The organism is Cupriavidus sp. SK-3 (assembly GCF_000611145.1).
In the GTDB taxonomy this organism is placed as follows: domain Bacteria; phylum Pseudomonadota; class Gammaproteobacteria; order Burkholderiales; family Burkholderiaceae; genus Cupriavidus.
This window is the reverse complement of the sequence record NZ_JFJV02000294.1, coordinates 236-19410: the sequence shown is the minus strand read 5'-3', so window position 1 is coordinate 19410 and position 19175 is coordinate 236. Positions and strand designations below refer to the sequence as shown.

The following is a 19175-nucleotide window of genomic DNA, read 5'->3' as shown; positions in this document are numbered from 1 at the left end:
TGGGGGCGCTCCACACGGCTACACCGAGTCGTGATCTGGCTCCATCGCTCTTCTTTGCGCCGCCTGCGGGAGAGGACGGGCGCTGCCGCTTGGCAGCCGCTGGTTTGCTCCCCTTCCAAACCAGTTCCTTACCTTTCCTCTATGGGTTCGGGGCCGGGGCAGCATGGATGGGGGCACGCGGGCTCGAAAGATATCCCCGCCAAATTGACGCGATCGGAGTTCGACCCCTTGAACGCGAACGATCTGTTTTCGATCTGCCCAGGCTCAGCACCAAACTGGGACAGGAGGTTCCTCAGGTGGGTCTGGCGTTGCTCAGACAGACCTCTCGACACGCCGAGGGAAGGCGCAGTCTTGATTTCCACGAGGTAGCGTCCCTTGGTCTGGAAGTTAGCGATGATCAGCGCATTCCAGCGTGCCAGATTCCCAATATTAGTGGCTGAGAGTTTCGAAGCCCCCCCGGCGAACTGAACCTCGGTGTCAAGCCCTGGTGGCTTGCAGGCAAAAACGTCTAGCGACAAGAGTAGGCATGCTCCAGCCAGGAGCGTCTTATACTCGATCATCCCAAATCCCAACTGTGTACGCTGCGATATTCTCGGCGTTTTCGATGCAGAAGCGATTGGCGTCAGCCGCCTTCCAGCGCGAGTTGCGGGTGCTATACCAGACATCTCTCGTTCCCATTGCATCCTGGAAGTGAGAGACCTCATGAATGAGAGTGAGCAGTTTACTATCCCCATCGACAGGGTTCCCCTTCGAGTCTTTGAGTTCGTCCGGTAGCCTGCAGAATGCCGGCCAGATGAAAATACGGTGCAGTCCGTCGGGCCCGCAGACGGAAGCCGCCCCAAAATTGTCTTTGGGAGCCTTCGGCACGCACCCGGTCCGCGCAAGGCTCTCTTCAGAGTACCGTTCAAAGTTGCTCTCAGACAGTGATACAAGCAACGCCCGAATCCTCGCGAGCCCGTCCTTCACCCCATCATCGCCGACGGCAACCGCTTACCCACCCAGTCCCGCTCTTCTTCATAAGCCCGTGCCAGGCGCAACACCGACAGATCATCCCGCGGCCTTCCAATCAGCTGCATCCCCATCGGCAATCCCTGCGGCCCGAATCCCACCGGGACGCTGATCGCGGGGCAACCCGACAGCGTCCACGGGAACACCACTTCCATCCAGCGATGGTAGGTATCCATCTCGCGGCCGGCGATCTGCTTCGGCCAGGGCTGGTTCACGTCGAAGGGAAACACCTGCGCGGTCGGTACGGCGATGTAGTCGAAATCCTTGAATACACCGAGCAGTGCCTGATACCAGGCGGTGCGTTCCATGCTGGCGGCGTAGATATCGCTGGCGCTGAGCTTGAGCATGCCTTCGATTTCCCAGATCGCGGCGTCCTTGAGCAGCGCGCGCTTGGCCGGGTCCTGGTAGAAGGCGAGCATGCCGTTGCCGACCAGGAAATGACGGTGCACCAGCCACGTCTTCCAGAGCCGCTCGGGCGAGAACGGTGGCTTGATGGCTTCCACGCTGACGCCGAAGGCCGGGAAGGCCTTGAGCGCGTCTTCGCACAGCGGCAGGATGCCGGCTTCCATCGGCAGGTAGCCATTCCAGTCACCCAGCCATGCCACGCGCTTGCCCTTGAGGCTGGTCTTCAGCGCGTCGGCTACGTTGGCGGGAGTGAGCGTGGCCAGCACGGGGTCTTGCGCCAGCGCTTGCGGTGTGCGCGGATCGGGCCCGGCTTGCGTGGCGAGCAGTAGTGCCACGTCGGCCACGGTGCGTGCCATCGGCCCTTCGTAGCCGAGTTGCTGGATAAAGACTTCGGCGGCCGGCCCGTAGGGCACGCGGCCGGCGGAGGGCCGCATGCCGTAGACGTTGCAGAAGCCGGCCGGGTTGCGCAGCGAGCCGCCGAAGTCGCTGCCGTCAGCTACCGGCAGCATGCGTAGCGACAGCGCCGCGGCCGCGCCGCCGCTGCTGCCGCCGGCGGTGCGGCCGGCGTCGAACGGGTTGCGGGTGGCGCCATAGACCGGGTTGAAGGTTTGCGAGCCCAGCCCGAATTCCGGCGTGTTGGTCTTGCCGATGAGCACCGCGCCGGCGGCGCGTGCGCGCTCTACGATGATGGCGTCCACGGCCGGTACGTTGTCGCGGAAGATCGGGGAGCCGAAGGTCGTGCGGATGCCGCGTGTGAGCGCCAGGTCCTTGGGCGCCTGCGGTATGCCGTGCAGCCAGCCTGCCGGGCGTCCGGCGGCGAGTGCCTGGTCGCAGGCGGCGGCTTCCTGCAGCAGCACCTCGCGCTCGCGCAGCGCCACGATGGCATTGGCGCCGGGATTGACGCGTGCGATGTGGTCCAGATAGGCGGTCATTACTTCGCGGCTGGAGAGCTGGCGCGCATGGATGGCGCGCGAGAGCTGCCATGCCGGCATCATCACGATGGGGTTCGGACCGCTTGCCGCCGGGCCGGGCGAGGACGTGCCGGATGCGTTCGATGTGCCGCCGCTTCCGGCGGGAGCCGCCGCGCTGGCGCCGCTCGCGGCTGCGCCCGCTGCCATGCCGGCAAGCGTCGCACCCGCAAGACGGCCCAGCAAGTCGCGTCGCGAGCGCTGTTCGGGACTGGCTGTCGCGGCGCTGGCGCCGGCGTCTTGTGGTTTGCCGCTATTGGTGGTGTTGCCAATGGGGTTCATCGTCTCATTCCTCGGTCTTTGTCTTTGTCGCGCGTCTCTGGCTTTTCCTGCCGCGATGATGCGCCTGGGTACCTGAGTCTGTCACATCGGCCGCGGGCTCGCGCGGGCGGTGGTGCCCGGCGTTGCCACAGGTGTTGCCGCAGGTGTTGCCACAGGTGTTGCATCAGGCAGCGCACCGGCGCCGCCCAGAATGGCGGCGCGATGCGCGCTTACGTCGTCGAGCGGTTGGCGGCGGTAGCGTCCCACTTCCTCGGTGCTGAACGCGGCCACGTCGCGGTCTCCGGTCAGCTCGGGCAGCAGCCAGTTCATCAGGCCGGCGATCTCGCGGTCGCTTAGCGCGGAGGCCGAGGTGCCGGGCACCTGGATCAGGAAGGCGCGGCCGGCCGGCGTGGCAAGCAGCAGCGGCGCGGTCTCGCGCATGTCGGGAATGCCGGCCCCGGGTTTGCCGCGGCCGTCGGGCTGGTGGCAGCCGGAGCAGTGCAGCAGATAGTTGTCGCGCGCGTGGCGCAGCTCGGCCTGCGCGCTCGCGGCGGCCGACAGCGTGGCCAGCGCCACGAATGCGAGGCCGCGCAGCGTGGCCGGACGCGAGGAGCGTGGTCGCGGCGATGCCATGTCATTGCCCCGCATCGCGCAGCTTGCGCACGGCGCCGGGGCTCTTGCGCTCGGCGCGTGCGCGGGCCAGCGCATCGGGGCTCACCGCTTGCTCCGGTACGCCGTTGCTCGCGGCCAGCCAGGACAGCACGGCGGCGAGCGCATCGTCGGGCAGGCTGGCGAAACTGGGCATGATGCCGTTGAACGACTGGCCCTGCGACTGGATCGGCCCGGCGAGTCCATGGGTCAGCACATTGGCCAGATAGGTTTGCCCCGCCGGCGACGCCAGCCGCTCGCGCAGCGCGCCGGCCAGCGGGGGCGCCACGCCGGCAATGCCGGATCCGTCGGCATTGTGGCAAGCGGCGCAATGGGTGCCGAACAAGGCCTTGCCCTGATCGGCCAGCGAGTCGGCAAGGGCGCTACCCGCCGGCGCCGCGCAAGCCATGCACACGGCCAGCACGCGAGCGGGAACGGAGCGTGGCGGCAGCCACGGCAAGGACAGCTTCATTCCTGGACTCCGAGGATGATCGAGGTAGTGCAATGGAACATGGTGCTGTCGTTGCTCATGCACCAGTTGACATCGTTGTGCACGCCCAGCCGGTAGCCCGGCCGCTCGCGTTCGTTGGTATTGCATTCGCAGCGCCCGCAGGTGGTCTTGCCGCAGCAATCGTTGTAGCTGACCATGTAGTCCTTGCCGTCGGCCGGGTTGTGGCAGGTGCCTACCCAGGAGACGCGGGAGGGCTCGGTGCCGGGCGGGCAGGTGGTGGAACTGCCGCCGCAGCACGAGCACAGGAAGCCGTCCACGGCGCAGTATTTCCAGTAGTCGCAGGCGGTCTCGTCCTTTGCCTGCGGGCCGGCGGCCTTGCCGCCATGCGCGCCCGCCGCATGCGCGCTGCGGTCGAAGGGCAGGACGGGCAATGCCACCGTGCCCACCATGACCTTGCCAAGCGTGGCCAGCATGCTGCGCCGGCCTGTGCGCTGCGCCGCGCGCCGCGTCTGGTGTTCGAAGAATCGGTCAAGCCACATTGGTTGTTCTCCCCTGCCTTCAGTCAGGTTCACTCAGGTTCACTCAGGTTCACTCGGCTTCAGGCGCGCGTTTCCAGGAATTGCTGCACCGAGCCCACATTCAGGTCCATCGCGGTGAACAGGCTCTCCAGCTGCTCGCGCGAATTCACCAGGCCCTTGGCGCGCAACGTGCCTTGCTCGTCCATCAGCACGCCATACGGCAGCTTGCCGATCTGCAGGTGCATGCCTAGCTCGGGCGACAGCACATAGGGGAAGGCCTCCAGCCCGGCCTGGCGCAGGAAGGCGAGGTGCTCCGGCTGCTCGCCGTCCGAGGCGAGCACCACGCGCAGCCAGCCGGCCTCGCTGGCCTGCATCGACTTCAGCACCGGCAGCAGCTTCTTGCACACCGGGCAGGTGGGCGAGAGAAAGAACAGCAGCGTGCTGCGCGGCTGCGCGCCGCCCACCGCAACCGGGCCGCCGCGCACGTCCCGCAGGGCAAAGGGCGGCAGCGCATCGCCCACGCGCGGGCCGGCGTCGATCACCAGCGCGCCCATCGGCGCGACCCGTTCGAACAGGATGCCGACCTGGCGGGCCAGCGCGTAGAAGCCGAACAGCAGCGCCAGCACGGCGATCCACAGCACGATATTGGCAATCACAAGGGCAGTCATGGCAGTCTCACGAGTAGGTTGAATGGGTGCGGCGAGAGGGCGCGGCGGCGCGATCGGCATTGACCAGCACTTGCGTGGCGCCGAGCCACAGCAACAGCAGCGCAAGCGCGCAGAAGCCCGCCGCCAGGTAGTCGGGCAAGGTGAACGCGCGCGGCGCCGCGTCCGCCGCCAGGCCGGCCGCCGTTGCCGCGGCCAGTCCCAGCACCGCGAGCAGTCCAAGGTTGCGCGCCAGCAGGCCCGGCGAAAGGCGCAGGCTGTCGGCGGCGCTGCCGCAGCCGCAGCGGATATCGCGCCGGCCGCGCAGCAGGTTGATGCCCACCGCGCCGCTGGCGATCGCCACCGCCAGGGCCGCCAGCAGCGCCGCGCCCGGCCGCAGCGGCGTGGCTACCAGCGCCGCCACGCTGGCCGCCTCGGCGCCGGCATAGGCCAGCGCCACCCAGCGCGACCATGCCTGCGGCATCAGCCGGTAAGCGCTCACGGCGGCCTGGAAGCCGGTGAAGTCGCGCAGCTTGGGCCAGAGGGAATGCGCCAGCACCAGCGCGGCGGCGGCGGAGCAGGCCGCCACCACGACGGGATCGCGCAATACGTTGGAGATTTCGGCGGCGGCGCTCATTGATGCAGTTCCAGTTGCACCGCGTTCTCCGCGACCTGGTCCAGGCGGGATATCGGCTTCAGTCCGCGGGCCGGGTCCAGCGACACCACGCCGGCTTTTGCCGCGTCCAGCACGTAGAGCGTTGGCTGGGAACCTTGCGTGATCGTGAGCGCCAGCGCGTTTTGCCCCGGCGCGCGGGCAACGCGCTTGCGCTGGGCCAGGTCGATCGTCCAGATCTCGGCGGCGGGCGACTTGTGCGATCCGTCCTTGGCGCGCGGATGCATGCCCAGGTACAGGCGGCCGGTGGCGGCGTGCAGCGCGAACAACTGGTAGCCGCCCGGCTTCCAGCCAGCCTTGCGGTCGGCGGCGTCGATCACGGGCCACGGTTGCGCGAACGCTGGCGTCTCGTGCGAGAGATCGGCGCTGTACACATTGCCGTTGAAGGACACGAAGGTCAGCGTGTTGCCGACGCGCTCGCTGTGCAGGAAGACCGGATCGGTATCGGGATCGAACATGCGCGCGCTGCGCTTTTGACCGCTGGGCTGGCCACTGGCGTCATGCGTCACTGTCAGCATGGTGCCGTCGCCGCACAGGGTACGAAAGCGCAGGCTGGAAGCCTCCGTGGCAAACACGCCCCAGCATCCCGGGGTTTGCGCCTCCGCCACGAACTTGCCGGCCTGCAGGTCAACGATGCTGACCGTGGTGGCTGGCGTGGCGTTCTGCACGTAGAGGAAATGCCCGTCGGCGGACACGGTGGCGATGCCCCGGTAGTTCAGCGACTGCGCATGTTTGGGCGGGATTACGATCTCGCTGCGGTAGGCCAGGGTGGCGGTGTCATAGAGGCTGACCACGTCGGTGCGCTCGCCACGCGCCAGCCGCGTGTAGAACGTGGAGATCACATACAGCGTGCGCTTGTCCGGCGACAGCACGCTCTGCCCGCCGAACGCGGTGGGTACCAGCCCGAGGTAGCGCATGCGCTTGCCGTCCACCACGTGCAGGCGCCCGTCCACCATGTGCTTGAACGCCACATCGGAGATATAGAGGCGGTTGCCATCGGCGGGCGCCAGCGCCTGCACGGAAAGGGTTTCGGGCGGCAATTCGGCGGCGTTGGCGGCGGGCGCAGGCATGGCGAGCGCGCTCAATATCGCCGCTGCCGCCAGTCCCGTGCCCGGCCGTCGCGTGAAGGCCCTGGTGCTTACCTCGTTCACTTGCTGGCTCCTTGGTGCGCTTTGCAATGAGGCCAGTCTACGAACGCGCGTGGCGGGGGCGTTATCCGAAATCGGCAACCGCGGCACGGGGATATTCACCGATGCCGGCGGGCGATGGCTTGCCGCAGGACGTGCCTTCAGCGCCACAACGGGTGCATGGCCGCCGGGCCGCCAACGTGGCTGCGCCCGCCGGCGGTGCCCGCCAGCCTGCCGCCGCGCGATCCTGCACTGCGGCAGTGCGCGGCCGGCCGCGCGGCGGGCTGGCGCACGGGCGCAGGGCTATCCGTTTTCGGAAACGGAGCAGAATAGGCGGGGAGAGCGCAGGAGGAGAGGCAGGGACGCCGATGCGCAGGATGGCGCACCAGCCGGGGCCGCATTCGCCCGCCGTGCTACGATCCGCGCCTATTACGGAGAATGAAGATGTTTTTTACTTGCCAGAACCAGTCGTGCCAGACGCGTTGGGACCCCAAGGACGTGACGGTCAAGGACGAAGGCCAGGGCCCGCTGTTCCGCTGCCCGGTGTGCAATTCCCGCAACCCGGTCGTGCCCCAGCGCAAGGCCGACGGCAGCATCGTTTACAAGCAGCGCACCAGGTAAGCGGATCCCGCGGCCTCTTGCTCAGCCACCGGCCCGCTTCACGGTCATGCCGCGCTGACGGAGTTTTTCCATCACCGTGTCGCAGTGGTCGCCCTGGATCTCGATCACGCCATCCTTGACGGTGCCGCCCGAGCCACAGGCGGCTTTCAGTTCCTTGGCCAGTTGCGCCAGCGCCAGCGCGTCCAGCGCGATGCCGCGCACCAGCGTCACCCCTTTGCCCTTGCGGCCCTTGGTCTCCCGTGAAACCCGCACGATGCCGTCGCCCTGCGCGACCGGCCGGGCCTTGCCGCAGGTGCAGGCCGACAGCGCATTGCCGCAGCCGGGGCACATACGGCCGTGTTCGGTGGAGTAGACCAGCGAGCTGGCGGGTTTTTGCTGTGACATGTCCGGGGTCCGGTTGGCGGGCTGGGCAGGCAGCGTACGGCAAGCGTGCGCGCGCTGCAAGAGGCCAGCGCCGCTTGTCACGAGCCGTTCGCCGGGTTCATCAATCCCACATTGGCCAGCCAGGCAGACGGATCCGCCGGCATCTCCGCCGCGTGCCGCAGGATGAAATCGCGGAAGGCGCGTGCCGGGGCGCGCGGCGCCAGCGCGCCGTTCCACACCATGACAACCGGTTCCACCTGGCTTGCCAGCTTGAACGGCAGTACCGTGGCCAGATTCGCCGCCGCCAGCTGGGCGGCGATGCGCTCGGGGTACACGGCCAGGAAGTGCGCGGCCTGGAGCAGGTTGACCGTCATGGTCACGTCGCTGGTCCGGATGCCGCGCTCCGGCGGCGGCATGTCCAGCGCGCGGAATGCGGTGTGCAGGTGGTGCAGCATGCGCGCGCCATGCGCCGGAATGCACCACTGCTGGTCGGCCAGGTCCTGCGCGGTGATGCGCGCGCGCCCTAGCAGCGGATGCGTCGTGCTGGCGACGATGACCAGTTTCTGTCCGGGAATGATGGGTGCATGGCGCAAGTCCTTGCGCTCGAGGCGTGGGTCTTCGTAGGCAAACAACAGATCGAGCTCGCCTTCTTCGACCTGGCTGATCAGGTCCATGATGCCGCCATCGATCACGCTGATATCCACCCCTGGATTGCCCGCATGAAAGGCGCAGAGCAACTGCGCCAGTGCGGGCTGGACCGATGTGGTCCGGTAGGCCAGGCTCATCTGGCCTCGCGTGCCCTCGCGCACGGCTTGCAGGGACTCGGCCAGGCGGCTCAGTTGCGCCGTCACCAATGCCGCGCCGTCGATCATCTCCCGGCCGATGTCGGTGGCGCGCATGCCGCGGCGTCCGCGTTCGAACAAGGGCATGCCCACGATGGCCTCCACTTCTCCCAATGTCTTCGACACCGCCGCCGGGCTGATATGGAATCGTGCCGCGACTTCGGCCGCACTCTGCAGCTCGTCCAGCGCAAGGATGACGCGCAGGTGCCGGAACTTGAGGCGGGCGAGCAGGGCGTGAACGGGATGGACGGCGGGCGGCATGGGGGATTCCAGGGGAGAGCTGCGGCGATAAAAAGCAGGAAGACCGCGCCGCGGCATTAACCAGATCATTAACCAAATGCTCAACAACTATCAATTTTAATTCGCTTTTGGTTGATTGTGGGCTCCTCTATAGTGAGCCATCGGAGTGCCGTCATGAGCACGATTCTTCCCCGGCAGGCCTGCGCCGCGCCGCCGTCCCCGCGGCAACGGGAAGCACAAAGATCCAAGGTCAGGAGACAAGCAAGTGATCAAGTTCAGTGCAGCAGTCAGGGCGGCCATCACCGGCGCCAGCCTTCTCGCCGCGAGTTTCGCGGTCCATGCAGCCTGGCCCGAGCGGCCGTTGCGGCTGGTCGTGCCGTTCCCCGCGGGCGGGTCCTACGACATCGTCGCGCGCACGCTGTCCCAGAAGCTGGGGAAGCGGCTCGGGCAACCCGTCGTGGTCGAGAACATCGCGGGCGGCGCCACCGTGCCTGGCGTCATGTCGGCTCTGAAGGACAAGGCGGAGGGCTATACCCTGCTGCTCGCCAGCGATGGCTCGCTCAACATCAACCAGTACGTCATCAAGGGCCTGCGCTACAACCCGGACACCGACCTGACGCCGGTCACCATCCTGAACACGGTGCCGCACTGGATCGTCGCCCGCTCCGACCGCAAGGAGGGAAGCCTGACCGACCTGAAGGCGTATATCCGCAGCAACCCCGGCAAGGTCTCGATCAGCATCAACACGGTGGCCGGTGCTGCCCACCTGGGTCTGGCCAGCTGGAAGCAAAGCAACGGGCTGGACTTCACCATCGTTCCTTATCGCGGCTCGCCGCCGGCCATGGCTGATCTCATCGGCGGCCAGACCGACGCGCACGTCGACGTGATCGGTTCCTCGGCGGCCTATGTCACCGACGGCAAGGTCAAGCCCCTGGCCACGCTGCAGGACCACGCCGTCACGCAGTTCCCCAGGCTGGAAACGCAAAAGGCCGATAGCCCCAATGCACTGCTGGTGCGCGCCAACCTGGCGCTGGTGGTGAGGACCGGCACGCCCCAGCCGATCATCGAGCGGTTGTACAGGGAGGTGAAGAGCTGTGTGGAAGAGCCTGACTTCATCGCGCGCCTGCAGTCGCTGGCTTACGAACCCGTGCTGAGCCCGCCCGTGCAGGCCCGCAAGTTCCTTCAGGCCGAGTCCGCCCGCTATGGCGCGATCGCGAAGGCAGTCAACCTCGATGCAAACTAAAGCCATGCAGCCTAAGGATAAGAAGATGCGCTTTGTCATTGCCCTGATGCGGCATGAAACCAATACTTTCTCCCCCATCGCGACGCCGCTCTCGTCGTTCTGCCGGGGCACGGGCGTGGATGGGCCGGTATCCGGCGAGGCTGCCATCCGCGCCTGCGAAGGCACCAACAATGCCGCCGCGGCTTTTATCGACATGGTGCGCAGCCAGGGCGACGAGTTCATCATGCCGCTGCTGGCCAACGCGGTGCCGAGCGGCATCGTGACCGCCGAAGCGTTCGAATCGATGGCCGGGGCCATCGTGGCGGCGGTGCGCGAAGGCTGCGACGCCGTCATGCTCGACCTGCACGGCGCGATGGTGGCGCAGGGCTATCCCGATGCCGAGGGCGAACTGCTCAGGCGCATCCGTGCCGTGGCGCCTGGCGTGCCCATTGCGGTGGCGCTGGATTTCCACGCCAACTTCAGCGATGCGCTGGTGGGCAATGCGACGGCCATCGCAGGCTACTGCACCTATCCCCACGTCGACGTGTACGAGACCGGCGCGCGGGCGGCGCGTACCTTGATGGCCGCGCTGCGCGGCGAGGCCACGCCGGTCATCCTGTCGCGCACCTTGCCGATGCTCACGCATATGCTGCGGCAGACCCCGCAGGACCAGCCCATGAAAGACATCATGGACCGCGCCATGGCGGCGGAGCGCGATGGCGAAGTGCTCAATGCCTCGGTGTTTGGCGGATTTCCGCTCGCCGATATCCCGCACGTTGGCCTGACCGTGGTGATCGTGGCCGATGCCGGGCGCGAGCATGCCGCGCGCCAGTTGCTGGACGAACTGACGGCAATGGCCTGGGCACGCCGCGCCGACTTTGTTTTCCCAATCGAGCCGATGGCGGAGTCGGTGGCGCGTGCCAGGACGCTCGACAGCGGCCCCGTGGTGCTGGTGGACCATGGCGACAATTGCGGCGCCGGCGGCCCGACCGACCAGATGAGCGTGCTGGCCGAAGTGATGCGCCAGGGCCTCGACGATGTCGTGGCCGGTCCGTTCTGGGACCCGGCCGCCGTCGAACAGATGATCCGGGCGGGCATAGGCCAGCAGATCACGGTCGCGGTGGGCGGCAGGACCGACATGCCCGCGTTGCGCCTCAAAGGCCAGCCCCTGACGCTGACCGGGCGGGTGAAATGCATTACCGATGGCAACTACCAGGTGACCGGGCCGATGTTTACCGGCGTACGGCTCAGCCTTGGCCGGGTCGCGGTGCTCGAGGCGGGCGGCGTCCTGGTGATGGTCTGCGAGAAGCCGCAGGAGCCGTTCGATACCGGCGTGTTCACGCATGCGGGCATCGACCTGGCGCGCAAGAAGTACATCCTGATCAAGTCGCGCCAGCACTTTCGCGCAGGGTTCGGCCCGATTGCCCGGCATATCGTGCTGGTGGCCGGACCGGGGGTTTGCAGCTCGGACTACAGCTTGTTTCCGTTCGAGAACCTCCGGCGGCCGATCTATCCGCTGGAGCCGGACACGACGTTCGAACCGGCCGCGGCATGACCCGGCACATGACCCGGCACATGACCCGGCACACGACCCGGCACACCACACAGGACTCAGACATGCACAATCGCTTCTCTTGGCCTAAGCTGGCAACCGCGCTCGCGGCCGCCGTTGCCGTCGTCGCGGCGGGCGTGCCGGCCGCGGCCGGTGCCACCAGCGCCGACACCCCCACACGCATCGTCATCGGCTTTGCACCGGGCGGTGCGCTGGACGTGTTCGCGCGCACGGTCGCGGAAAAACTGCGCGTCTCGCTTGGCGAAACCATTCTGGTCGAGAACCGGCCCGGCGCTTCAGCCCGGCTGGCGCTCGAATCCGTGAAGCGTGCCGCGCCGGATGGAAAAACCATCCTCATCTCGCCCGCGCCTCCGTTCACCATTTTTCCGCTGACCTACAAGCGGCTGCCCTACGATCCCGACAAGGATCTCGTGCCCGTCGCCTACCTGGCGGATGTGCCCCTGGTCGCCTCTGCCAGTGTCAGCCAGCCTTACAAGACGATGCCGGAGTACATCGCGTGGGTGAAGCGCAATCCGGCATCCACGGGGTTTGGCCTGGTCACGCTGGGCGGCACCGTTCACTTCGGTGTGCTCACGCTGCGCAAGGCCATCGATGTGCCGCTGACCCCGACGGCCTACCGTGGCGCGGCGATGATGTTGACGGATGAGATCGGGGGCACGCTGCCCATCGGCGTCGATGCGATAGGCGGCCAGATGGAACTGCACAGGGCGGGCAAGATCCGCTTTCTCGGCGTGACCGGCACGAAGCGCTCGGCATTGCTGCCCGATGTACCGACGCTGCAGGAGGCCGGCGTGCCGGGGTTCGACATGGCATCGGGCTGGTATTCCGCGTTTGTGCCCGCGGGCACGCCCGCAGCGGCCGTGGCACGTCTGGAGAAGGCGTTGCTGGACGCGGTGAAGGAGCCTGACGTGCGCGCCAGGATGGCGGCGCTCGGCATGGAGATGGCGGGACAGCCCGGCGCGCAGGCCCGCAAGACCATCCAGGCGCAGCGCGCGCAGTGGAAGCCCATCGTTGAGGCTTCCGGATTTACGGCCGACGACTGATGCCAGGCGGAACCGGCCACCGCCCGGGAGATGGCCGGGAGATGGCCGCCTTCCTCACTCCCCGTAGCGCTGGCCCCGCGCGATCAGTTCCGGGGTGCCGATCACGGCATTCAGCCCGTCGAAGTCCAGCATGGCATCGCGCATCGGCGCGGTAGTGCCATGCTCGAGCAGCGTCGAGTAGTAATGCTTCATCTGCGCACCGAGGAAGCGCACGACGCCGCCAGGGAAGATCACGATCCGGAAGCCTCTGTTGCCGAGCGCGGCGGCACTCTGCACGGGTGTCTTGCCGCCTTCCACCATATTGGCAAGCAGCGGAATGCGTCCCGCGAAGCGCTCGCACACGAGGGCCATGTCTTCCTCGGTGCGCAGCGCCTCGATAAAGAGCGCATCGACACCGCATTCCACATAGGCCTCGGCGCGCTCGATTGCCGCATCGAGTCCTTCGATGGCAACCGCGTCGGTACGGGCAAGGATCAGGGTTCGCGGCGAGGCGCGCGAGTCCAGGGCGGCTTTCAGCTTGCCGCACATCTCGGCGGTGGAGACCACGCGCTTGTTGTCCAGGTGGCCGCACCGTTTGGGGAAGGTCTGGTCCTCGATCTGGATCATGGCGGCGCCGGCGCGTTCGAGCGAACGCACGGTGCGGATGACGTTGAGCGCGTTGCCGTAGCCGGTATCGGCATCGACGATCAGGGGCACGCCGACGCGGTCGGTGATCCTGCCGACGATGTCCGCCGTCTCCGTCGCGGTGGTCAGCCCTACGTCGGAGCGGCCAAGCTGGGTGTAGGCCACGGCGGCTCCGGACAGGTAGAGGGCTTCGAATCCCGCTTGCGCGGCCAGCAGCGCCGAGAACGCGTCATAGACGCCGGGCGCCAGCAGCACGCGCGGTTCGCGCAGTCGGTGTTCGAGCAACGGGGTGGTCATTGTATTTTCCAGGTGTGGCCGCGCATGGCGGCAGGGTCATCAGGCAACGTCATCAGGCTGCAGCGTCAGGCCACATCGTCAGGCAACCTTGGTATGGGTCACGGCGACTACCTTGGCCCAGCGGTCGATCTCCTTGCGCACGAACTGCGCGAAATCCTGCGCGCTGCTCCCCACCGGAACCAGTCCCTCCTTGAGCAAGCGCTGGCGCGTGGCTGGCGACGCGACCGCCGCGCGCGCGGCCTTCTCGATTTGCCGGACCAGGTCGGCCGGCATACTGGCCGGGCCGAACAGGCCATACCATGAACTGTAATCGAAGCCGGGCACCACTTCGGCGATCGGCGCCACATCGGGGAACGCCTGCAGCCGTTGCGGCGTGCTGACGGCGATGGCCTTGAGCTTGCCCGCGCTCAGCAAGGGCTGAACGGTGGCGACATTGCCGAGCAGCAGGTCTGCCTGGCCGCCGACCACATCGGCCACGGCCGGCCCCGCGCCCTTGTACGGCACGCTGACGATATCGACTCCGGCTTCGGCTTTCAGCATCTCGCCCGCGAGATGGTTGGCGCTGCCCACGCCCGCCACGGCCAGGCTCAGGTGGCCGGGCTGCGCCTTGGCCAGTGCGATCACGTCGCGCAGGTTGCCGGCCTTGAGCGAGGGCCGGGCGACCAGGATCAGCGGAGAGCTGGCGATCAGGCTGATGGGCGTGAAATCCTTGAGCGTGTCGAACGGCAGCTTCTGGAACAGCGACGGGTTGATCGCATGGCTGGTATAGCTCAGCAACAGCGTGCCGCCGTCGGGCTCGGCCTTGGCCACCGCACCCGCCGCGATATTGCCGGCGGCGCCCGGCTTGTTGTCGACGATGAAGGTGCGCCCCAGCCGGTTTTCCAGTTCCATCGCAAGCGAACGCGCCACGATGTCGGTGCCGCCGCCCGGCGTTGCGCCGACCAGCAGCTTGGTCACGGTGGTCGCCGCCCTCAGGTCGGGCGGGATCAGCAGGGCCGCGGACAGCAGCGCCAGGAAGTCGCGTCGTTGCATGTTGTCTCCATCTCTTGCTTGTCGTTATAGTGCGTCGGCGGGATCGAGCCCGCCGCGTGGGGCGTGTTTGCTACTTGCTACCTGGCGGCAGGATCAGTCCGCCATTGCCGATGCTGGCGCCGGCACGCCGGGCGTCCATGCCCGCAACGGCATGCCCATCGCCGCAGCCTGCCGCGCTTCGAACACGGCAAACGCTTCCGGCCGCGCGGCGCCGCGCAGGCCGCCCCTGACCGCGCCGGCACGCACGTCGTCAAAATACTCGGCCCAGTCATCGGGCAAGGCCTGCGCCGACGGCACGGCCAGCCACAGCCGCAACAGATGGCGCTTGCGGTCCATCTCCTCGTAGTCCTCGAAATGGGTCCGGGAGTGCACCGTCACGTAGTTGTTCAGCAATTGCATGTCGCCGGGTTCCAGCGACATCGAGAAGCAGAGTTGCGGGTCCGTCAGCAGTTCGTCGAGCAGGTCCAGCGCGTCTTGCTGCGGGCCGGTCAGGCGAGGCACGGTGTCGAAGTCCGCTTGCGCGGCGACGATATTCTTCCGGTTGGTGCGGAACGCAAAATGGTCCGGGTGATTGCCCAGGATGGACAAGCCGTAGTAAGGCGGCTGGGCCGGATCCTGCGCACCCTGGTAGCTGAAGTAGAAGCGCTGGCGCAGCACCGGCTCCAGGTCCGGCCGCCTGCGCCTTACCTCGTCGCGCAATGCGATCGAGCTGACCACCTTGCTCTGCCCGCCGCTCCTGGCCGCCCGGCGGCACAGCAGGGCAACCACGTCGCTGGAGTCCGTGTGGAAGTCCAGCGCGGCATTGGTGTTGTAGCCGCGCCCGTTCCTGGTCTTGTAGGCCGCGCCGATATCGCGCACATCATTGAGGAATTCGCTGGCGCGGTTCTGCGTGCGCGCCACGCCCATGTGCAGGCCCATGCACCAGTAGGCCAGGCGCGTGTCGTCCTCGGTCCACTTGTCGACCGGGAAGCCCTTGAGCAGGCACATGCCCCAGCGGCCTTGCGTGGCGGCGATGGCCCGGTCCAGCGCTGCCCGCGCCGCGGGGCTGAGTGGAAAGTCTTCCTGCGCCAGGTCGAGAAAGGACTTGCCGGTGGCCTTGGCATGCGCCAGCGCGGCGTCGAAACTGGCCACCTCATCGGCCGTCAGGCGTTGAATCCACGAGGCATTTTTTTGCGCATCCGGTGCATACCAGGCGGCGGGGCTGAAGGCGGTCATGGCGGGTTTGGTCTCCGTTTGATGGGTATCGCTGGCGCAATCGCAGCGGTCTTGCCAAGCTTGCGTTGTGCCCTGAGACCAGTCTAAGCTGCGCGAGAGCCAAGAAATAGTGATGAAAATTCGCACCTTACATAAGGAATCTTGATGAAGCTCGAGGCGTTTTCCACCCTCCAGGCGGTGATCGAGGAGGGCTCGTTCGCCGCGGCCGCGGCGGTGATGCATCTCACCCCCAGCGCCGTGAGCATGCAGATGAAGCAGCTGGAGCAGTACGTGGGCCAGACGCTCTTCGACCGCTCCGGCCTGCAGGTGCGCCCAACCGCGGCGGCCGTTGAGGTGGTGGCGGCGATGCGCGACGGGCTGCACCATCTCAATGCCTTGCGGCGGCGCACGTCGGTCGCCATCGAGGGCACCTTGCGCCTGGGGATGATCGAATCGATCCAGCCGGTGCTGTTGCCCGGCACCATGCGCTACCTGAGGGATCGTTACCCGCGCCTGGCGGTGCGGCCCATGCGCGGGCGCAGCGCGGGATTGATGGATGCCGTCAAGGCTGGCCAACTCGATGCGGCGGTGGTGGCCCAGCCCGAGAAAGGCCGCCTGGCCAGCCTGCGCTGGCATCCGCTCACGCAACGGGAAATCGTGCTGGTGGCCCCACCGGGGGAGCGCCCGGATTCGGCGGAGGCGCTGCTGCGCAGGCATGACTGGATCCGCTACGACCGCAGCACGGCCACCGGCGCAATGGCTGCGCGCTATGTCCACACCCGCATGCCCGATAAGCGCAGCACCCTGGAACTCGACACCGTGCCCGCCATCGTCGCCATGGTCAGCGCCGGGCTTGGCGTCTCGCTGGTGCAGTTGATGGATCCCGGTATCTGCCAGATCTATCCGGTGCGGATCGTGCGGCTGGGTGCCGACGCGCCTACGCTGCGGATCTCACTGGTCATCCGCAAGGCCGACCAGGACAGCCGCCTGCTGCTGGCGCTGCACGAGGCCATGACCGCAACGCTGGGCGGGCGTGCCGCCTATGCGGCAATGTAGATTGCGGGCAATGCGCGGCTGCGCGCGGGCAATGCGCCATGTCCATACATTATCGGCATGGCCGAGGCCGAGGCGCCGTGCGGCCCCGGACTAGCGGGCGGCAGGACTGCCGTAATACGCGCCGGTGCGGGGGTTGGATACGATATAGGTATTGCGCCTGGCCCAGGTCTGGGCCGCCATGAAGACTTCCGGTTCGCGCTGGCTCCAGTCACTCGTCATGAGTGGCGTGGCCTCCTGCTCCGTAGTCGCGTACACAACGGCCTGGTGAAGGGCGGCCCGGCCCTGGCTTCCCGGAATCGTAATCGTGCGAATCGTCACGCGCATCGTCAACGGCCTCAACGTGTTTGGACTGCAAATTATCGCTGCCTTCAAACGACACTATTGTGACAAGTAGTGTGCCCGGCTGCAGCGCCAATAGGGTGCCTGCAATGAGGCGCCTGGCGATGCCGCGGCAGTTCTGGTTTGCGGCGTCGCCGTTGATCTGGAGCGGCTATTCACGATCATACGCCGCAAGTCCTTGCCGAGCCAATGTGGACTGTTGTGGCGTTTATACAGGTCTGCGAGCGCTGCTTGCGTCACAAGCGTGTGATAGCCTCCCGCTGGCGTTCTCCGCAAAGGCGGTTGCCAGGACGCCTGATCCCGTATTCCATGCGGACCTGATGCCAGGCTGGCATCGCTTGAATGCCGTAGTTCCACCTTGCCTAAAAAACATGATGCAACTTAGTCCGGTCCGCCAGGCTTCCGAGCCTGTCAGCAGGTTTCGCATGCGGTACGCGTTCTTCTGCCTGAAATGGGCCGTCGCCCTTGCGATTCCCCTGGGCCTGCTGCTTTCGCTGCGTCCGGGTATCGAAGCATCATGGACTTCGATTTTCCTGGTGAGCCTCTACATAGGCCTTCCGATCGGCTTCGGAATGGCGGTACTGGCGTGTATCGGCTTTACCATCGGGGGCGTGTTTGCCGGATGGCTGGAGAGCAGCGAAGATGCGCAGCGGATTTGGCTGCGCGTCAAGTTCGTCCTGCTGACGCTGATTGCGCTGCCGGTCACGGCGTTCGCCATTTACTGCCTATGGCGCGGCTTTGCCGAGCACAGAATCCTGGCGCTGTCTCGTAGTGGCACGCTGATCTCTCCCGAGAGCCATCCGCTTTTTTTCTGGGTCAGTTTTTGCGGCTGGGCGTGGCTGGCAGTCGGGATGCCTGTCCACGTCTATCGCCGGGCGAAAGCGATCTTCGGCTAAGCCGGTCCGTCCCGGGTCTGCAGGACGGACCCCTTGGGCTATAGGCCGGTCTTGTCGAGCGATATCCCCAATTCGCCAGCCATGCGCTCAACCAGCGCCTGCAGCCGTGCCACCTTTTCGGCCAGTTCCTTCTGTTCGGCCTTCAGTGCCTCGAACTCCGAGGGCGGCACCGACTCGTCGGCGGTGCCGCGGTCGGACATATCCTCCAGGCTGACTTCGCCGCACAGCAGGTGCATCCAGCGATTCTCGCGTCCGCCGGGCGCCCGCGGCAGCTTCACCACGAAAGGTGGCTCGGCCGAGGCGAGTTCTTCCAGGAACACTTCGACCGAGGATATGTCGGCAAAGGCATGCAGGCGCGCGGAGTTCAGCCGCAACTCCGCTACCGTCTGCGGACCGCGCAGCAGCAGCGTCGCGAGCAGCGCGACCGACTGGCTCGGCACGCCCAGCACGCGCTTCATGTTCTGCTCGAAGCGCGGCACGCGGCTGCTGCTGCCTTCCATCACCAGGCTCAGGCGTTTCAGGCCATCGATGGCGGTGAGTATCTCGGCCTCGGTGGCATTCATCACCGGAGAGCGCGCGGTTTTCTGGTTGCAGCCCGAAGTCAGCGCGTTGAGCGACAGCGGGTAGGTGTCTGGCACGGTGTGCTGCTTTTCGAGCAGCACGGCCAGCACGCGGCCCTCAAGCTGGGTCAGGGAGCGAATGGCTGGGCGCGCAGGGGTGTCGGAATCGGGGGTCATTGTTCGCATCGCTAGGTGAAGCTACTTGCTCGAGCCCGGTCGTAGGTCAGTCAGGAGCGCTTTGTTTGGTGGCCATATGATATCCGGTCGGGCGTTGCTAGCAGCCGCGGCGGAGTGATCGCGGGCAAGGCGGCTTGCCGTTTGCCGCAAAACTTCTGTGGCTTGCGCCGGCGTATGCCGGCCAGGCTCCTTGCGACAGGTCCGGCGGTCTGGCCTGGCGATTCCGGCTTCATCTCTGGCGCAACGATCTCGCAGTTCTGCATGGCTTGTGTGTTATGAAGATAAATCCAGCGTTTGAAAATAAAAAACTATCTGTGAATCACTGGTCGCTGTTTGTGTGAGCGGTGTTGGTTTTTGCACCCCAAAGCCGTACGACATCCCCCTGCGGGGTTA

The 19175-nt window shown here is 66.6% G+C and carries 21 protein-coding genes; 6 read left to right on the top strand and 15 right to left on the bottom strand.

Annotated features, from left to right (window positions below):
• Positions 1-546 precede the first annotated feature (546 nt).
• The 8 genes from CF70_RS39135 to CF70_RS32790 form a co-directional block, all read right to left on the bottom strand.
• The gene (locus CF70_RS39135) at positions 547-867 is read right to left on the bottom strand and encodes a M35 family metallo-endopeptidase (RefSeq protein ID WP_414629496.1); all 321 of its coding nucleotides are present in this window, start codon (positions 865-867) and stop codon (positions 547-549) included.
• A gap of 95 nt (positions 868-962) precedes the next feature.
• Positions 963-2405, bottom strand: coding sequence for an amidase (locus CF70_RS32820; RefSeq protein WP_035875750.1), 1443 nt, complete (start codon positions 2403-2405; stop codon positions 963-965).
• A gap of 339 nt (positions 2406-2744) precedes the next feature.
• Entirely contained in the window at positions 2745-3275 is a 531-nt protein-coding gene (locus CF70_RS32815) for a cytochrome c (protein WP_051649361.1), read from the bottom strand.
• A 1-nt stretch (position 3276) separates the two neighbouring features.
• Positions 3277-3762 carry a c-type cytochrome gene (locus CF70_RS32810; protein WP_081862469.1) on the bottom strand — a complete coding sequence of 162 codons (486 nt, stop codon included), beginning with the start codon at positions 3760-3762 and terminating at the stop codon, positions 3277-3279.
• Positions 3759-4280, bottom strand: coding sequence for a methylamine dehydrogenase light chain (locus tag CF70_RS32805; RefSeq protein WP_035875736.1), 522 nt, complete (start codon positions 4278-4280; stop codon positions 3759-3761). The genes CF70_RS32810 and CF70_RS32805 overlap by 4 nt, the downstream gene beginning before the upstream one ends.
• Positions 4281-4339: 59 nt before the next feature.
• Positions 4340-4927 carry a methylamine dehydrogenase accessory protein MauD gene (gene mauD / locus CF70_RS32800; RefSeq protein WP_035875734.1) on the bottom strand — a complete coding sequence of 196 codons (588 nt, stop codon included), beginning with the start codon at positions 4925-4927 and terminating at the stop codon, positions 4340-4342.
• Between the two features lie 7 nt (positions 4928-4934).
• The gene (locus CF70_RS32795) at positions 4935-5540 is read right to left on the bottom strand and encodes a MauE/DoxX family redox-associated membrane protein (RefSeq protein WP_035875732.1); all 606 of its coding nucleotides are present in this window, start codon (positions 5538-5540) and stop codon (positions 4935-4937) included.
• A complete protein-coding gene (locus CF70_RS32790) occupies positions 5537-6727 on the bottom strand; it encodes an amine dehydrogenase large subunit (RefSeq protein ID WP_035875730.1) in 1191 nt (396 codons plus the stop codon). Before CF70_RS32790 ends, CF70_RS32795 begins: the two co-directional genes overlap by 4 nt.
• Before the next feature lie 420 nt (positions 6728-7147).
• On the opposite strand from CF70_RS32790, the gene CF70_RS37140 reads away from it, so the two are divergent.
• A complete protein-coding gene (locus CF70_RS37140) occupies positions 7148-7324 on the top strand; it encodes a hypothetical protein (protein WP_200876849.1) in 177 nt (58 codons plus the stop codon).
• A gap of 21 nt (positions 7325-7345) precedes the next feature.
• Here CF70_RS37140 and CF70_RS32780 read toward each other — a convergent pair whose 3' ends face one another.
• Together CF70_RS32780 and CF70_RS32775 are read right to left on the bottom strand one after the other, a co-directional pair.
• Positions 7346-7708 (bottom strand): translation initiation factor Sui1, encoded by a 363-nt coding sequence (locus CF70_RS32780; RefSeq protein WP_035875746.1) that lies wholly within the window; start codon positions 7706-7708, stop codon positions 7346-7348.
• A gap of 77 nt (positions 7709-7785) precedes the next feature.
• A complete protein-coding gene (locus CF70_RS32775) occupies positions 7786-8790 on the bottom strand; it encodes a LysR family transcriptional regulator (protein WP_051649359.1) in 1005 nt (334 codons plus the stop codon).
• A gap of 244 nt (positions 8791-9034) precedes the next feature.
• Here CF70_RS32775 and CF70_RS32770 point away from each other — a divergent pair, with 244 nt between their 5' ends.
• From CF70_RS32770 to CF70_RS32760, 3 genes are all read left to right on the top strand, one after another.
• Positions 9035-10012, top strand: coding sequence for a Bug family tripartite tricarboxylate transporter substrate binding protein (locus CF70_RS32770; RefSeq protein ID WP_152561978.1), 978 nt, complete (start codon positions 9035-9037; stop codon positions 10010-10012).
• Positions 10013-10037: 25 nt separating this feature from the next.
• Positions 10038-11546, top strand: a complete 1509-nt coding sequence (locus CF70_RS32765; protein ID WP_035875727.1) for a M81 family metallopeptidase — start codon at positions 10038-10040, stop codon at positions 11544-11546.
• A gap of 62 nt (positions 11547-11608) precedes the next feature.
• Positions 11609-12607 carry a tripartite tricarboxylate transporter substrate-binding protein gene (locus CF70_RS32760; protein ID WP_051649357.1) on the top strand — a complete coding sequence of 333 codons (999 nt, stop codon included), beginning with the start codon at positions 11609-11611 and terminating at the stop codon, positions 12605-12607.
• A gap of 54 nt (positions 12608-12661) precedes the next feature.
• Here CF70_RS32760 and CF70_RS32755 read toward each other — a convergent pair whose 3' ends face one another.
• From CF70_RS32755 to CF70_RS32745, 3 genes are all read right to left on the bottom strand, one after another.
• Positions 12662-13528, bottom strand: a complete 867-nt coding sequence (locus tag CF70_RS32755; protein ID WP_035875725.1) for an isocitrate lyase/PEP mutase family protein — start codon at positions 13526-13528, stop codon at positions 12662-12664.
• Positions 13529-13606: 78 nt separating this feature from the next.
• Positions 13607-14560 (bottom strand): tripartite tricarboxylate transporter substrate binding protein, encoded by a 954-nt coding sequence (locus CF70_RS32750; RefSeq protein WP_035875723.1) that lies wholly within the window; start codon positions 14558-14560, stop codon positions 13607-13609.
• Positions 14561-14653: 93 nt separating this feature from the next.
• Positions 14654-15775 carry a TauD/TfdA family dioxygenase gene (locus CF70_RS32745; protein ID WP_035875721.1) on the bottom strand — a complete coding sequence of 374 codons (1122 nt, stop codon included), beginning with the start codon at positions 15773-15775 and terminating at the stop codon, positions 14654-14656.
• Between the two features lie 144 nt (positions 15776-15919).
• On the opposite strand from CF70_RS32745, the gene CF70_RS32740 reads away from it, so the two are divergent.
• Positions 15920-16810 (top strand): LysR family transcriptional regulator, encoded by an 891-nt coding sequence (locus CF70_RS32740; RefSeq protein ID WP_035875719.1) that lies wholly within the window; start codon positions 15920-15922, stop codon positions 16808-16810.
• A gap of 90 nt (positions 16811-16900) precedes the next feature.
• Here the strand turns inward: CF70_RS32740 and CF70_RS38655 are convergent, their stop codons facing one another.
• On the bottom strand, positions 16901-17029 hold the full coding sequence (locus CF70_RS38655; protein WP_255350714.1) for a hypothetical protein: 129 nt from the start codon (positions 17027-17029) through the stop codon (positions 16901-16903).
• A gap of 545 nt (positions 17030-17574) precedes the next feature.
• Here CF70_RS38655 and CF70_RS32730 point away from each other — a divergent pair.
• Complete coding sequence (locus CF70_RS32730; RefSeq protein ID WP_035875714.1) at positions 17575-18045, top strand: hypothetical protein; 471 nt, start codon at positions 17575-17577, stop codon at positions 18043-18045.
• A gap of 38 nt (positions 18046-18083) precedes the next feature.
• On the opposite strand, the gene CF70_RS32725 is transcribed toward CF70_RS32730, so the two are convergent.
• Positions 18084-18782 carry a YceH family protein gene (locus CF70_RS32725; RefSeq protein ID WP_035875712.1) on the bottom strand — a complete coding sequence of 233 codons (699 nt, stop codon included), beginning with the start codon at positions 18780-18782 and terminating at the stop codon, positions 18084-18086.
• Positions 18783-19175: the final 393 nt, after the last annotated feature.